The sequence below is a fragment of the Phascolarctobacterium sp. genome, assembly GCF_030531065.1.
Taxonomy (GTDB): Bacteria; Bacillota; Negativicutes; order Acidaminococcales; family Acidaminococcaceae; genus Phascolarctobacterium_A.
Genome location: NZ_JAUNOQ010000001.1, coordinates 64,736 through 78,918 on the forward strand (window position 1 = coordinate 64,736; position 14,183 = coordinate 78,918).

Consider the following 14,183-nt stretch of genomic DNA (forward strand, 5'->3'; position numbering starts at 1 on the left):
GGAGGCAAGCATGACAAATTTTACTAACATGATTTTTTGGTACTGGCTGTATAACCAATTATTCTTTTTGATTGGCGCCCTGGGCTTTCTGCTGGTGCTGTTCGTAGTCGGGCTTTTGGGCCTTGGCGGTATGGATACTGCCGTCAGCTTTGTTTTGGACGTGCTGCTGCTCAGCCTGCTGTACAAATGGTTCGGCCGCTTTTACTGGCGAGGACGGCTGGCGCAGTATGCGCAGGCGGGCAAAACGCTGGCGACGGCTGCCGTGCTGCCCGTAATTGCCGGCAGCGTGGTGCTGACCGTTTGCTTTGCGCTGGCAGGCGGCAATCATAAAGAAACGATGATTGGCATGCCCTTTTTGGCTGTGGTTAATCTTAGCTTTGCCTATCTGCCCTTAGCTAACAGCGTTTGGACTATGCTGGTGCTGGCAGTGGGCTTTAATTTGTTGTCGCTGGGCTGCTTTGTGCGTTATTGTCGGCAGTATGCGGCGCTGACGCTGCCTTGGCGTACTTTGGTTAAGTATTTGGCCGTTTGCTTTGCAATTTGTACGGGCGTAATTTATTATTTCACGCTGGCCTTCGTCGCCGCCGTTAGATAAGCATAAGTGAAAATGAAAAAATGAACTGCCGCCTCAGGCTCAAAGGTCTGCGCGGCAGTTCGTTTTTTATTCAGCATTTAATTATCAAAGCCTGCAAAAGCAAATCTTCGGCGGCGTCCTTGGCGTTGCCGATGGAATGGCTTTCGCCGCTGGGGCAGTGTACGGTGTCGCCGGGATGCAAAAGCATCGGCGTGCCGTTGTCGTTATATTCGGCCGTGCCCCGGAGTACGACGATGGTTTCGTTGTTGCCAGTGTGCTGGTGGTAGCCCAAATTGCAGCCGGGCTTGAGCGTTAACTTAGCGTACATTACTACGCTATCGTTTAGCAGGCTCTCGTCCAGATAATGTTCGATAATAATGTCGCCGTCGCCGCCGAAGCGGTTGGCGCAGATATCTGTTTTACTATTTTTAATCAACATACGCTTTGCCTCCCGTAAAGCTTTATTATATTCTATTATACTGCAAGCGGGGGAAAAAACCAAAAATTTTTCACGTTAGTGCTTTACAAATTTAATATACTAAAGTATAATATGTTTGTACTCACTAAGAAGTGCTTGCCTAGCAAGCGAAAATTTTGCGAGAGGTGTAAAGGTGAAATGAAAAAATTATTAGCTTTAGTTATGGGCCTGATGATGATGTTAATGATGGTTGCCGGCTGCGGCAGCGACGGCCCGAAAAAAATGGTTATCGGCCTGGACGATAATTTTGCGCCCATGGGCTATCGTAACGAAAAGAATGAAATCGTCGGCATGGATATTGATTTGGCTCGCGAGGCCTGCAAACGCGCCGGGATGGAGGTTGAATTCAAGCCTATTGATTGGGGCGCTAAGGAAGCCGAGCTGAAATCCAAACGCATCGACGCTATCTGGAATTGCTTTACTGTTAATCCGGAGCGCGAAAAAGTTTACGGCCTGTCCAAGCCTTATATGGTTAACGCCCAGCTGGTAGTAGTACCTAAAGATTCTTCCATCCAAAAAATTGCCGACCTCAAGGGTAAGGTAGTTGCCGTGCAGGACGACAGCACCGGTTCTTATCTGCTGGAGCTGCCCGAAAACAAGGAATTAAAAGACTCCTTGAAGGATTACCGCAAATACCCGGACTTTGCCGCTATTTACATGGAGCTGGATAATAAGCGCGTGGACGCCGCTATTGTCGACGCCGTTCTGGCCCGCGGTTATTACGACAAACTGAAACCGGGACAATACAGAATTTTGGATGAAAACATGGGCGACGAGGTTGTAGCTATCGCTTTCCGCAAGGACGATAAGGAATTTCTGCAGCGCATCGACAAGGCTATGGATGAAATGAAGAAAGACGGCACCTGCAAAAAGATTTCCGAAAAATGGATGGGCGCCGATATTACCAAATATTAATGCAGTAAAATTTGCGAGGGCCGAAGCAGTTCGGCCCTTTCTTTGTCCTTCCCTTGTAAATACTTTAGTAAAGTGCTACAATAAAGCATGACTGACATTACTGCGGTTGAAATTTTATTTGATGGAGAAAATTATGGATTACGTTTTGAGAATCATCCCCCAGATGATGGAGGGCTGTGTAGTTTCCTTTCAGGTTTTTCTGATTACCATTGTGTTAAGCATTCCTTTGGGAATTTTGCTTAGCCTGGGCCGTGTGTCCGGCATTAAGCCCTTGCAGAAGCTGATTGGTTTTTATGTGTGGGTGCTGCGCGGTTCGCCGCTGATGCTGCAAATCTTTTTCGTTTACTTTGTGCTGCCGTCCGTAGGCGTGCGCCTGCCCGATTTTGAATCGGCCATCGTGGCTTTTGTTTTGAATTATGCAGCGTACTTCTGCGAAATTTTCCGCGCCGGTATTCAGGCTATTCCCCAGGGGCAATACGAGGCCGCGCATACCCTGGGCATGAATTATGTGCAGACCATGCGCCGCATTATCCTGCCCCAGGTAATCCGTATCATTCTGCCGCCTATCAGCAACGAAACTATTACGCTGGTTAAGGATACGTCCCTGGTTTATGTTTTGGCGATGAACGATTTAATGCGCACAGCGCGTAATCTGGTGCAGCGCGATTTCAGCATTACTCCTTTTATCGTAGCGGCAGTTTTCTATCTGGCGGCTACGCTGGTGCTGACCGTGCTGTTTGAGCGTCTGGAAAAGCACTTCTCCAGATACGACCAATAGGAGGAGCCATAGATGAATAAAATCAAAGCGCAAAATATCTGGAAAAATTTTAATAAGCTGGAGGTGCTCAAGGGCATCGACCTGGAGGTCAACGAGGGCGAGGTAGTAGCTGTTATCGGTCCGTCCGGCGGCGGTAAAAGCACGCTGCTGCGCTGCCTGAATAAGCTGGAAACTGTCGACCGCGGCAGTATCACCATCGACGGCGAGGTTCTGTGCCGCGAAACCGGTTCCGGTGCGGAATATGTAAACAAGAACGATGTGCGCCGCGTGGCCTGTAAAATGGGCATGGTGTTCCAGCAGTTCAATTTGTTTCCTCATATGACGGTGCTGCAGAATCTTATCGAAGCGCCCGTAAACGTACAGAAGCGCGATAAAGCTCAGGCTATTAAGGAAGCGGAGGCGCTGCTGGCCAAGGTTGGCTTGTCCGATAAGCGGGACGAGTACCCCCGCAAGCTGAGCGGCGGCCAGCAGCAGCGCGTAGCCATCGCCCGCGCTTTAGCTATGAAGCCGTCCATTATGCTGTTTGACGAGCCTACCTCTTCGCTGGATCCGGAGCTGACGGGCGAGGTTTTGAAAACCATGCGCGAGCTGGCCGAAGAAAAAATGACTATGGTGGTAGTAACGCACGAGATGGCCTTTGCCCGCGAAGTGGCGACGAAGGTTGTGTTTATGGCTGACGGTCATGTGCAGGCGCAGGGCACGCCGTCAGAGATTTTCGATAATCCGCAGAACGAGCGCTTGAAGGCTTTCTTAAACGTAATTCTCAAATGAATATTTCACAGCCGTTGGGTTTGCCGCCCGGCGGCTGTTTTTTCACAAACATGTTACTAGCTGGACTAACTTTGGTCATATCCATTTGCTACAATAGTAATCGGAGAAAGGAAGAACCCCTTGAGCGAAGCAAGCGCTTCTTTCTAACGACTCCACTAAACATATCTTTTCATCATACACCTCTCCTTAAATTACGCCGTACAGCACGCTAACGTACGGCGTAATTTTTTTGCGCGTTGAAGGGAAATTAAAAATTAGAAATTAGTCTCCCCTGCAAGGGAAGGAGAGCCGCCGTTAGGCGGCGGAGAAGTTGCGCGCAAGCACGCGCTAAATTGGGTAGAACCCTGGCAAGAGCGGCCGCGGAAGCGGCCGAATTAAGACGGGCGTGGGTTTAGAACGAACCTTACATAAATTTTGCTAATTTTTGCGATAAGTCTAACTAATTTACTCTTGCCGGGGGGGACAAGTGTGGTATAATGTATCCAAAGCAAGGTGCGGACGTGAGAGATTGCTCTGTCAGGGGTGGCAGAGAGTTAAAAAAGTCCGCTGCGAGTTATACTCTTTCCTTGCTGGCTGTTTGAGCTAGTGGGGCTGGGTGCCTACCAGTCCTACAAGCCTGCTTATAGAGCATCATCTGCTTTGTTGCGGCTCCTAGACGTACTCCTAGTACGCCGTCGTCGCCCTTCCTCGCATCTAGCACTTTCTAATCAATCATTGCTTTACTAATCGCTGAATCGTTTGGCAATAAATTTTACCACCCCGACTTCACCCAGTTTATAAATTGTCCGAGAGGAAAAACCTGAACCGCGAAGCGTGAGGAAACAAGGCAACTCATAAGGAGCGGCGAGGCGAAGCTTTAAGGACATTTTATAAAAATAAAATAATCCTTAGAGGAGGAAAACAAAATGAAAAAATCCTTAGTACTCGCAATGGCTATGGCATTGGGCGTAACCGCATCCGCTTACGCAGCCAATCCGTTCTCCGACGTTCCGGCCGGCCACTGGGCATATGACAGCGTAAACAAGCTGGCAGCAGCAGGCATTGTTGACGGTTACGGCGACGCTACCTTCGGCGGCGACAAGCTGATGACCCGTTATGAAATGGCTCAAATCGTTGCTAAAGCAATGGCTAAAGGCGCTAACGTAGACAAACTGGCCGCTGAATTTGCTGACGAGCTGGATACTCTGGGCGTGCGCGTTGCTAACTTGGAAAAGAAAGCTGACGCTGTAAAGATTACCGGTGAAGTTCGTTATCACTACACTGATACGGATAGAGATTATGGTGCTGGTTATGCAACTAAGCTGCGTTCCCGTATTTGGTTCAACGGTCAAATTAACGATGACTGGACTTACACTGGCATGTTACAAAACGAGCAAGATCTTAAAGATGACGATGGCGAAGAAACTACAGATTTCCAACGCGCTTATGTAAACGGCAAATTGGGTGGCGTAGCAGTTCAAGGTGGTCGTTATAATTTGAAAGTTGCTGAAGGCAACGTATATGATAACCGCTTTGATGGCATTCAAGCTTCTTATGGCAAAGACGTTAAACTGACCGCTGGTTATGGTAAAGCTGCTCAAAAAACTACTGATGTTGCTGATGAAGTTATCTATGCTGAACTGACTGGTAAAGTAGCTGGCTTGGGCTTAGCTGCTGGTTACTATAGCTTCAATGATATTGAAGGCATTGATGACTTAGATAACGATATTTGGGCACTGAGCGCAAACTACGCATTTGATAAGAATGTTAAATTAGGCGCTATGTATCTTAAAGGCGATGATTATGATATTAACGTTGATGATGATGGTTATGTAGTAACCGCATCCTACAAAGGCGCTAAAGCTTCCCAACCCGGTTCTTGGGGCTTGGTAGCTAAATACTATGACCAGGGCTTAGGCACTTACATGGATCACACTATGAATGGTGCAGCAGATGACTTGTTTGGCTTCAAAGGCTACAGCGTATTTGCTAACTATGCTTTGGCTAAGAATATTGTAGCTCAAGTTGAATGGTATGACTTGGAAGATAAAGAAAATGGTGAAGACGCAGAAACCATTTGGACTCAGGTAGTATTCACTTTCTAATCCAAGCGCAAGTTAATATTTCTCAAAAATTTAGGGACGGCTGCGGCCGTCCCTTTTTGTCGATTTAGGCGCGCAAAGACCGCCGTACTTTCGCAGGTACGGCAGCCTTTGTTATGAGTAAAAATATTTTCATATAATTGCGCTAAACGCTTCGCAAGCGTGCGAATGTGTGTTATAATATTTGCGAGATAGTCTGATTGTCGGTTTTCTTCCCGTTGTGGGGAGGTGGTAAGCAGTGAGAGTATATGAAGCGTTATCGTTGATGATAGCTTTCGGTATCCTCGTAGCCACCATTATTTCGGCTTGTAAGTAATTTCGCTTACAAAATGAAATAGAGCCGCTTAAGGCGAGCAGCTCTTCTTTCACATAATTCGGTTTTGAAGAAAGCTGACCAGCCAAAGTCAGACTATCTCTTTAGTTATTATAAGCGGAAAATTAGAAATAGTCAATAGTATGAAAAAAACCGCTTAACGGTAAGCGGCTCTTTTCCAAATATTAAACATTTTGAGGAGAGGCCGACTTACCACAACCGGCTATCTCTTTACCTATTATAAGACTAAAAATATGAATAGTCAATATTTGCCGTCGTGCTTTCGCAGGTACGGCGGTTTTTGCTGCGCCGATTAAATTTTAAGCGCGCGGCAACCATTGGTCGAAGATATGTACATGATTGTCGTAAAGTTGCACCCAGCGGTCGACTAAAAGCGCGGCGACGATCGTACCGACGCCGACGCCCTGCATACGGCCAAATTCTGTGAAAGAAATTATCAGGCTGATGGCGACGAGCGAAAGGTCGAAGTAGTTTTTGATAACGCTGAACTTAGCTTTGCTGACAAAGGCAATGACCAGCACTATGCCTTCGCCGGCGGAGGCCGCTCCGTTGCTTTTCAACCGTAAAAAAATTTTACGCAGATTTGATTTTTTAGTATAATAGAAGCACCAATAATATGAGAGGTGCAATTAACTTATGCTCGTATATTTTTTAGGCTTTTTAGGCGGCATCGCCTTGTTTATGTATGGTATGCAGCTGATGGGCGACGGTTTGCAGAAGGCGGCCGGAGCTAAGCTGCAAAAAATATTGGAGGCCATGACCGGCGTGCTGGCCATGGGCGTGCTGCTGGGCGCCGTCGTTACGGCCGTGCTGCAGGCCAGCGGCGCGACGACGGTTATGACCGTAGGTCTGGTGAACGCCGGACTGCTGACCCTCAAGCAGGGCTTTGGCATCATCATGGGCGCTAATATCGGTACGACTATGACGGCGCAGCTCATTGCCTTTAAGCTGTCTGATTATATTACGGTGCTGCTCTTCGCGGGCTTCTTGACGCAGCTATTGGCTAAGCGCCGCCGCGGCAAATATTTAGGCCAGGTTGTGCTGGGCTTTGGCATTTTGATGCTGGGCATGGATATGATGGGCAAGGCTGTGATGCCCTTGCGGGATTATCCCGGCTTCGTCGATTTTATCAGCCATTTTTCCAGTAATCCACTGCTGGGTATCTGCGTCGGCACGATTATGACGGTACTGATTCAGTCCAGCAGCGCTACGATAGGTATTCTTATCGCTATGGCGGGGCAGGGGCTGATTCCTTTGGAGGGCGCTATTCCCGTGCTGCTGGGCGATAATATCGGCACCTGTGTGACGGCGGTACTGGCGTCGCTGCGGGCCAATATTACGGCTAAGCGGGTGGCTGTGGCTCACGTAATGTTCAATGTAATCGGCAGCCTTATCTTCGTAACCTTTATGCACTGGTTCGTGCAGATAGTTATGTATGTGTCGCCGCCTCAGGATATTGCCCGTCAGATAGCCAACGCGCATTCGGCCTTCAACATTATCAATACGCTGCTGTTTATGCCCTTTGTCAATCCTTTTATTAAGCTGGTGGAACGCCTTGTGCCCGGTAAGGACGACAGCGTTTCCCTGCGGCCCGTTTACTTGGATAAGGCTATGCTGAGCACGCCTTCCATTGCCATGAGCCTGGCGGTGAAGGAGGTAGTGCGCATGGGCAATCTGGCGCGTAAGGACGTGCGCCTGGGCATGGAAGCCATTCATGCCTACGATGCGGAAAAAATAAAATATGTGCTGGAGCACGAGCCGGTAGTGGACACGCTGGAGCGGGATATTACCGATTACCTGACGGAGATGAGCTCTACGGAAATGAGCGAGGCTTTGTCCGCCCGTCATACCGGTCTGCTGCACGCCTGCAACGATATCGAGCGTATCGGCGACCATGGCGAAACGCTGGCGAAAAAGGCGCGGATGATTTTTGAGGACGAGGTGCGCTTTTCTGAGGAAGCGCGGCAGGAGCTGCTACAGCTGAGCGAAATGGTGCTGCGCGCCAGCGGCAGAGCGTTGGAGGCGCTGGAGAAAAACGATAAGGAAATCGCCGCTGACGCGGTGCGTTTGTGCCGCGAGGTGAAGCATTATCAAAAGGAAATCCGCAAGAATCATATTGTACGTTTGAACGAACACCGCTGCGACCCTGTGGCCGGCTTCGTGATGCTGGAGCTGCTGATAAATATGAAGCGCGTATCCGACCATTCTAAAAATATCGGTCAGCTGGTGCAGGGAACGTTTTAGCAGTAAAAAAGAGCAGCGGAATATTTTCTTTTTCTTGCAATTTGCTGCGGCCTTTGCTATACTAAGCTTAGCAAGACTGTATTCTGGTACAGCTAGAATGCAGTCTTTCTTTTACTGATAATTTCAAATTCAAATTTTAATTATAATACGAGGTGATGGAAATGATTTTTACCCGCAGGCATAAGCAGGCTGTAGCGGCGGCGCTTGTAGTAGCGTTGGGCGTGGGCGGCTTTTTCTATTGCCGCGCCAACCGGGACGACGGTAAACTGACGCTGTACGGCAACGTGGACGTGCGGCAGGTTTCTCTGGCTTTTAACGCCAGCGAGCGCATTGACAGTATGCTGGCCGAGGAGGGCGAGGCTGTGAAAAAAGGCCAGCTTTTGGCGACTCTGCGCACGGACACGCTCAAGCTGAACATTGCGCAAAGCAAAGCGCAGATTAAAACGCAGGAGGCGGTAGTGGAACGCCTGCATAACGGTTCGCGTCCGGAGGAGATTGTGCAGGCCGAAGCGCGTCAGCGCGAAGCGGCGGCCGACCACGAGTACGCTCTGCTGTATAAACGGCGGATGCGGAATTTGTACGCGCAGTCCGCCATCAGCAAGCAGCAGCTGGACGACGCCAACGCGCGTTATAAAGCCGCCGCAGGAGCGTTGGACGACGCGCGCGCGGCGCAGCGTTTAGCGGAAATCGGCCCGCGCGCCGAAGATATCAAAGAAGCGGAGGCGCAGCTGGCGTCGCTGAAGGCCAACCTTAAAATTAAGGAATACAATTTAGAGCAATCGCAATTAATCGCGCCGTTGGACGGCGTTATCCGTTCGCGTTTGCAGGAGCCGGGCAATATGGTGTCGCCGCAGAACCCGGTATATTTAATCAGCGTTAATGAGAAAAAATGGGTGCGCGCTTACGTTTCCGAAATGCAGCTGGGCAAAGTGAAACCGGGGCAGCGGGCGCAGGTGATTATCGACAGCTATCCCGACAAGCCTTTGCGCGGCAGCATAGGCTACATTTCGGATACGGCGGAATTTACGCCTAAGAACGTGCAGACGCCGGAGCTGCGCAGCGACCTTTTGTACGAAGTGCGCGTTTACGTGGACGATACGGACAATGTGTTGCGTCTGGGGATGCCCGCTACCGTAACGCTTGAGTAGAAGGTGCGTTGTTATGGAAAAAGATTTTGCCGTTGTTGCGGAAGGATTGACGCGAACCTTTAACGACGCGGCGGCGCATAAAAAAATATACGCCTTGCGCGATGTGTCGCTGAAGATAGCGCAGGGACGCATGACAGCTTTAATCGGGCCGGACGGCGCGGGCAAGACGACGTTTTTGCGTATGTGCTGCGGGCTGTTGCGTCCCGACGCAGGCTCGCTGCTTGTTTTGGGACGGGACGTCGTGCGCTGCGCGCAGGAAATCCAGTCGCGCATCAGCTATATGCCGCAGAAGTTCGGCTTGTACGAAGATTTAAGCGTGCAGGAAAACATGAACCTGTACGCCGATTTGCACGGCATCGCTGCGGACGTGCGGCAGAAGCGTTTCGCGCGGCTTTTGCGGATGACGGGTCTTGCGCCCTTTACCGACAGGCTGGCGGGCAAGCTTTCGGGCGGCATGAAGCAAAAGCTGGGGCTGGCCTGCACCTTGGTGCGTTCGCCGGAGCTATTGCTATTGGACGAGCCGACGGTGGGCGTCGACCCTTTATCACGCCGCGAGCTGTGGGAGATTTTGCAGGAGCTCGTTAAGAGCGAAGGGCTTACAGTCGTTGTGAGCACGGCCTATATGGACGAAGCGGAGCTGTGCGACAGCGTTATCGTCGTCCACGAGGGCGCGGTGCTGACGCAAAGCGCGCCGCAGGCGCTGCGCAATTTGGCGGCGGGGCGCTGCTTCCGCCTGCAACCGCCGACGGGCGTGCCGACGCGCATTTTGCAGGCCTGCCTGCTGGACGACAAGCAGCGCGTACTGGACGCCGTGCCCGAAGGCGGCGTTGTGCGCTTTATTGCCAGCGACGAGAGCGAATTGCGCGACCTTGACGTGTATAAATATTTCGCCGGGCTTATCCTTACGCGGGTAGAGCCTCGCCTGGAGGATGCGTTCATGCTGCTTTTGCGCGAGCGCAGCGGCGATAAATTCAATAACGAAAGCTTCCCCATCGACTATCGGAGCGGCTTTAGCGTGGGAACGGACGTTGATATAGAAGTGCGCGACCTAGTGAAGCGCTTCGGCGATTTTACGGCTGTGGATAATACTTCCTTCAACGTGCGGCGCGGGGAAATTTTCGGCTTGCTGGGGCCCAACGGCGCGGGCAAGACGACGACCTTCAGAATGCTGTGCGGACTTTTGCCGGCGACCAGCGGCAGTTTGTCGGTGGCGGGAATGGATTTGCGGCGGGCGCGTAATCAGGCGCGGGCCAACGTCGGTTATGTGGCGCAAAAATTTTCCTTGTACGGCAATTTGACGGTGGACGAAAACCTGCACTTTTACGGCGGCGTGTACGGCTTGGACGACGCGCGGCTGGACGAGCGTATGCGCATGGTTAAAGAGCAGTTTGATTTGGCGGGCGTGGGCGAAACGCCGACGGAGCAGCTGCCCGGCGGCTATAAGCAGCGGCTTTCCATGGCGGCGGCGCTGCTGCACGAGCCGAAAATTTTATTTTTGGACGAGCCGACCAGCGGCATCGACCCCTTGGCGCGGCGCACGTTCTGGCGGCAGATTACGGCTTTGGCCGCGAGCGGCACTACGATTATCATTACTACGCATTTTATGGAGGAAGCGGAATACTGCGACAGGATTATGATTCAGGACCAGGGCAGGATGCTGGCGCTGGATACTCCGGCGGCTATCCGCTGTCAGGATGGGCGGCACCTGCCTAATATGAACGAAGCCTTTATCGCCATCGTCGAGCGGGCGCGCGCTGCCGAAAAAGGGAAATTATGATGAACGGATTTTTTACGCGCTTAGGCGCTTTAGTAAAAAAAGAATTTACGCAGCTCTTGCGCGACCGCAGCAGCTTACTCATCGGCGTCGTTCTGCCTATCATGCTGATTTTTATTATCGGCTACGGCATCTCCCTGGACGTAAAAAAGGTGCCGACGGCAGTGGTTTTGCAGGATACGTCGCCGACGGCGCAGGATATGGTGAGCTTTATGAACGGCTCGGACTATTTTGAGCCGCGCTACGTAACCTCCATGCGCGAAGCGGTGCGCCTGATGGACGCGCGGCAGGCGGACGCGATTGTGGTCGTGCCGCCGCGGTTTACGCAGCAGCTTTACCAGCAGCGCGGGCAGGTTCAGCTCATCCTTTACGGAGTGGACTCGGTGACGGCGACGATGATTAAGGGCTATGTGGAAAGCGGCCTTATGCAATGGCAGCAGTGGATGTCGCTCTTGGCTGCGGCGGATATGGGGTCGGTGACAGTCGTCAGCCGCATTTGGTTTAACGAAGCCAACACCAGCACCTGGTACTTTATCCCAGGCATTATCGTGCTGATCATGTCCCTCGTCGGCATTTTTTTAACGTCGCTGGTCATGGCGCGCGAATGGGAGCGCGGCACGCTGGAGGCAATCTTCGTTACGCCGGTGCGCGTTCTGGAACTGGCGCTTGCCAAGGTAGCGCCTTACTTTTGCGTCGCCATGCTGGGCTTCGGCCTGTGCCTGGCGTCCGCGTATTATATTTTCGGCGTGCCGGTACGCGGCTCGCTCTGGATTATCATTTTATCGTCCATGCTTTATCTTTTAGTGGCGCTAAGTATTGGCCTGACAATTTCGGCGCTGACGAAGAACCAGTTTCTTGCTTGTCAGGTATCCATTATCGTCAGCATTATGCCGGTGATGATGCTGACGGGACTGCTCTTCGATTTGCGCAGCGTGCCCGAATGGATAAGCGCCATCGGTTACGTGCTGCCGCCTACGTACTATATGCAGCTTTTAAAAACGCTGTTTTTGGCGGGCGATAATTGGGGATTGATTGTTAAAAATAATCTTATCCTGTTGGGGTACGCAATTCTGTTTATGGCGCTTGCCTTTAAGGTGACGCGCAAAAGGCTGGATTGATGCGAGGGGGAATGAAAGTGCAAGAGTTAAAAATATTTTTACGCCGACTCAAATTTATTATCGTGAAGGAAATTCTCGCTACGATTAAAGACCCGCGGGTGCGCATAATTTTAGTAATTCCCGTTATTGTGCAAAGCATTGTTTTCGGTTATGCGTCGACGTATAATTTGGATAATGTGCCCTATGCGCTGCTGGACCACAGCCGCAGCGCGTTGTCCGCTGAATTTGCGGCGCGGCTGGACGGGACGGGGATTTTCCACCGCGCCGCTACCTTGCAAAGCAGCGCGCAGATAGCGGACTGTATCGACTCTGACGCCGCTTTGCTGGTCGTCGTCATTCCGCAGGATTTTGCCGACCGCCTGCACGCGGGCGTACAGGCGCCGCTGCAAATTATTACGGACGGACGCAATACTACGACTGCCGGCATCGTGGCTGGGTATGTGGGCAGCGTCGTCGCCGGGTTTAACGCCGCGCTGCACGACGGCCGCCAGCTTCTGCAAATTGAAACGATAAGCTGGTACAATCCTAATTTGATTACGCGCTGGATGTTTTTGCCGGCTATGTTGGGGCTGCTGACTTTTATTCAGGTGATGATTCTGGCGGGGCTTTCCGTAGCCAAGGAACGCGAGCAGGGAACATTCGACCAGCTTTTGGTAACGCCGCTGACGCCGGGCGAAATTTTGCTGGGCAAGGCCGTGCCGCCGATTCTCATCGGTATGCTGCAGGGGACGCTGGTGCTGTTGGTGGCGCGTTATTGGTTTGCGATTCCTTTCGGCGGTTCGCTGTTGACGCTGTACCTGACGCTGTTCATTTTCCTCGCCAGCAGCGTGGGCATCGGGCTGTCGGTTTCGGCGATTTCCAACAATATGCAGCAGGTTATGGTGTACAGCTTCGTTTTGCTGCTGCCCATGGTGCTGCTGTCGGGCATGGCTACGCCGGTGCGCAATATGCCGGAAGCGCTGCAATACGCTACTTACGCCAACCCTTTGCGTTTTGCCATCGAAGCGTTCCGCCGCATTTATCTGGAGGGTTGTACGCTGGGCGATATCGCCTTTAATTTTATTCCCATGCTGGCGGTGGCGTCGGTGACGATGCCGACGGCGGGCTGGCTCTTCCGCAATAAATTATCCTGAGCCGGATTTTTAAATTTGCGTTTTTGACAATGGACTATACGAGGAGTTAGATATAATGAAACAACCAGCTTACGCGCATCTTGCTTCGCGCAGCGACGGCTTGGAAACGCGCGCTCATATCATCGAATGCGCCGGACGGCTTATTGCCGAGCGCGGCTTTGCGCAGACCACCAGCAAAAGCATTTGCCAGGCGGCGCAGGTTAATATGGCCGCCGTCAATTATCATTTTGGCAGCCGTGAAGGCTTGTATATAGCGGTTTTGCAGGAGGTACACGACCATTTGATGAGCTTGGAAGAGCTTGACGCTTTGCTTGGCAGCCCGCAATCTTCCGAAGAAAAGATAACGGCGTTTTTGCGTTTGTATATCGTTAATGTTTTGCAGCAGACGAATTGGTATGTTGAAGTGTGGACGCGCGAATTGCTTACGCCGTCGCCGCAATTCATGGAAATCTTCAATAGCAATTTGCCTAAATTTACTATTGTTGTGCAGCTATTCGCGCAATATCTGGAGCTGCCGCGCTCCGATATGCGCCTGTACGCTTGCATCTTCGGGACGATGGCTCCGTTCATGCTGATTTATTTGCAGCACCGCAGCCCGATTATGCAGCATTTGCCGGATTATTTTGATCGCGACGATTTTTTGGGCAAGCTGGAAAGCTATGTTTTGGAAAATTTGGCGCGTTATAAAAAGGCGTTGCCTAAAAATGAATTAAAGATGAATTAATTGTGAAGTTTGCGTTTTTTTTAGTTGTTTATTCGCATAACCCTTTTACTAATTTGCAGTTAAGCGGTAAAATATAAAGTGAAAATTTATGGGCAGATGAATCAAGGCTAA

At 51.2% G+C, this 14,183-nt stretch carries 14 protein-coding genes; 12 read left to right on the forward strand and 2 right to left on the reverse strand.

Annotated elements, in window-relative coordinates; genetic code table 11:
* The first annotated feature begins 10 nt into the window (after positions 1-10).
* Positions 11-595 (forward strand): hypothetical protein, encoded by a 585-nt coding sequence (locus Q4E64_RS00330; RefSeq protein WP_303165668.1) that lies wholly within the window; start codon positions 11-13, stop codon positions 593-595.
* A 70-nt stretch (positions 596-665) separates the two neighbouring features.
* Here Q4E64_RS00330 and Q4E64_RS00335 read toward each other — a convergent pair whose 3' ends face one another.
* A complete protein-coding gene (locus tag Q4E64_RS00335; RefSeq protein WP_303165669.1) occupies positions 666-1,013 on the reverse strand; it encodes a cupin domain-containing protein in 348 nt (115 codons plus the stop codon).
* 177 nt (positions 1,014-1,190) lie between these two features.
* On the opposite strand from Q4E64_RS00335, the gene Q4E64_RS00340 reads away from it, so the two are divergent.
* The 5 genes from Q4E64_RS00340 to Q4E64_RS11405 all read left to right on the forward strand — a co-directional run bounded on the left by Q4E64_RS00340 (position 1,191) and on the right by Q4E64_RS11405 (position 5,913).
* Entirely contained in the window at positions 1,191-1,967 is a 777-nt protein-coding gene (locus Q4E64_RS00340; RefSeq protein WP_303165670.1) for an amino acid ABC transporter substrate-binding protein, read from the forward strand.
* Positions 1,968-2,100: 133 nt separating this feature from the next.
* Entirely contained in the window at positions 2,101-2,745 is a 645-nt protein-coding gene (locus Q4E64_RS00345) for an amino acid ABC transporter permease (RefSeq protein ID WP_303165671.1), read from the forward strand.
* A gap of 12 nt (positions 2,746-2,757) precedes the next feature.
* Positions 2,758-3,516: an amino acid ABC transporter ATP-binding protein gene (locus Q4E64_RS00350; protein WP_303165672.1), complete on the forward strand. Its 759-nt coding sequence runs from the start codon at positions 2,758-2,760 to the stop codon at positions 3,514-3,516.
* Between the two features lie 905 nt (positions 3,517-4,421).
* The gene (locus Q4E64_RS00355) at positions 4,422-5,600 is read left to right on the forward strand and encodes an S-layer homology domain-containing protein (RefSeq protein ID WP_303165673.1); all 1,179 of its coding nucleotides are present in this window, start codon (positions 4,422-4,424) and stop codon (positions 5,598-5,600) included.
* Between the two features lie 235 nt (positions 5,601-5,835).
* Positions 5,836-5,913 carry a putative holin-like toxin gene (locus Q4E64_RS11405; RefSeq protein WP_366936050.1) on the forward strand — a complete coding sequence of 26 codons (78 nt, stop codon included), beginning with the start codon at positions 5,836-5,838 and terminating at the stop codon, positions 5,911-5,913.
* A gap of 317 nt (positions 5,914-6,230) precedes the next feature.
* Here Q4E64_RS11405 and Q4E64_RS00360 read toward each other — a convergent pair whose 3' ends face one another.
* Complete coding sequence (locus Q4E64_RS00360; protein ID WP_303165674.1) at positions 6,231-6,491, reverse strand: hypothetical protein; 261 nt, start codon at positions 6,489-6,491, stop codon at positions 6,231-6,233.
* Between the two features lie 76 nt (positions 6,492-6,567).
* Between Q4E64_RS00360 and Q4E64_RS00365 the strand changes: the two genes are divergently transcribed.
* The 6 genes from Q4E64_RS00365 to Q4E64_RS00390 all read left to right on the forward strand — a co-directional run bounded on the left by Q4E64_RS00365 (position 6,568) and on the right by Q4E64_RS00390 (position 14,072).
* Positions 6,568-8,175 (forward strand): Na/Pi cotransporter family protein, encoded by a 1,608-nt coding sequence (locus tag Q4E64_RS00365; protein WP_303165675.1) that lies wholly within the window; start codon positions 6,568-6,570, stop codon positions 8,173-8,175.
* A gap of 155 nt (positions 8,176-8,330) precedes the next feature.
* Entirely contained in the window at positions 8,331-9,323 is a 993-nt protein-coding gene (locus tag Q4E64_RS00370; protein WP_303165676.1) for an HlyD family efflux transporter periplasmic adaptor subunit, read from the forward strand.
* Positions 9,324-9,336: 13 nt separating this feature from the next.
* Positions 9,337-11,100, forward strand: coding sequence for an ATP-binding cassette domain-containing protein (locus Q4E64_RS00375; RefSeq protein ID WP_303165677.1), 1,764 nt, complete (start codon positions 9,337-9,339; stop codon positions 11,098-11,100).
* On the forward strand, positions 11,097-12,215 hold the full coding sequence (locus Q4E64_RS00380; RefSeq protein WP_303165678.1) for an ABC transporter permease: 1,119 nt from the start codon (positions 11,097-11,099) through the stop codon (positions 12,213-12,215). The genes Q4E64_RS00375 and Q4E64_RS00380 overlap by 4 nt, the downstream gene beginning before the upstream one ends.
* 11 nt (positions 12,216-12,226) lie before the next feature.
* Positions 12,227-13,348, forward strand: a complete 1,122-nt coding sequence (locus Q4E64_RS00385) for an ABC transporter permease (RefSeq protein WP_303165679.1) — start codon at positions 12,227-12,229, stop codon at positions 13,346-13,348.
* A 55-nt stretch (positions 13,349-13,403) separates the two neighbouring features.
* A complete protein-coding gene (locus Q4E64_RS00390; protein ID WP_303165680.1) occupies positions 13,404-14,072 on the forward strand; it encodes a TetR/AcrR family transcriptional regulator in 669 nt (222 codons plus the stop codon).
* Positions 14,073-14,183 lie beyond the last annotated feature (111 nt).